Origin of the sequence: Bacillus sp. NMCC4 (genome assembly GCF_002998555.1) — a bacterium.
Classification (GTDB): Bacteria; Bacillota; Bacilli; order Bacillales; family Bacillaceae; genus Bacillus.
Window position 1 is genome coordinate 1 of sequence record NZ_PVRA01000022.1, and the last position, 923, is coordinate 923.

Sequence of the window (923 nt, forward strand, 5' to 3'; positions counted from 1 at the left end):
AGTTGAGCTACACCGGCTTTATCTATCCTAACATTATGTAAGAATAAATATGGTGGAGGATGACGGGCTCGAACCGCCGACCCTCTGCTTGTAAGGCAGATGCTCTCCCAGCTGAGCTAATCCTCCACTATGTAGGAATCTCTCGATCCGACAAAGATTATTATATACAGGTTTTCATCATTTGTAAAGGCTATATTAAAAAAATTTTATTTCAATTTTCATTGGTATTTCTTTTAGCAAATGATCCTCATTTTCTCCATTCAAACTGCTGTCATTCAACGTTTATCAGCTGAAGCTCTCCTCTCTATATTCTCTTTAAAAACGGTCAATTCCTTCAGAAATATCAGCAGCCTATTATTTTTATGCTTTCATGGTATAGGTATTCCTTGGAATCAAACTTTAGGTGCAGTTTTTATAGATATTAGAATAGAGTTAACTATAAAGATTGATACAGTCCCCTTCTATAATCTAATACTCTATCTCTCTACTAGTTTTTTCATAACAAGGATTTATAATATGATGAACGTTCTATCTTTTTGATTTAAAATGTCTCACATACTTGTAAATGAGTTGGAGTGCCGCACGTTCATCAAACAAGTGCAATCAAAAAAATATCCTCTCAAGCAACACAAAAAGACCAGTTCCGTATGGAACTGATCCTTAGAAGAGCTTGGCGGCGTCCTACTCTCACAGGGGGAGACCCCCAACTACCATCGGCGCTGAAGAGCTTAACTTCCGTGTTCGGTATGGGAACGGGTGTGACCTCTTCGCTATCGCCACCAAACCTGATGGAGAGAATGTTCTCTCAAAACTAGATAACAATGTTCAAACTTCACATTAGAATATAGGTTAAGTCCTCGATCTATTAGTATCTGTCAGCTCCACGTGTCACCACGCTTCCACCTCAGACCTATCAACCTGAT

The 923-nt window shown here is 38.8% G+C and carries 1 tRNA gene and 1 rRNA gene; both read right to left on the reverse strand.

Annotation, left to right across the window (positions count from 1 at the left end):
* Positions 1–50 precede the first annotated feature (50 nt).
* Positions 51–126 (reverse strand) — tRNA-Val (locus tag C6Y02_RS19150).
* Positions 127–668: 542 nt separating this feature from the next.
* A 5S ribosomal RNA gene (gene rrf / locus C6Y02_RS19155) occupies positions 669–784 on the reverse strand.
* Between the last annotated feature and the right edge of the window lie 139 nt (positions 785–923).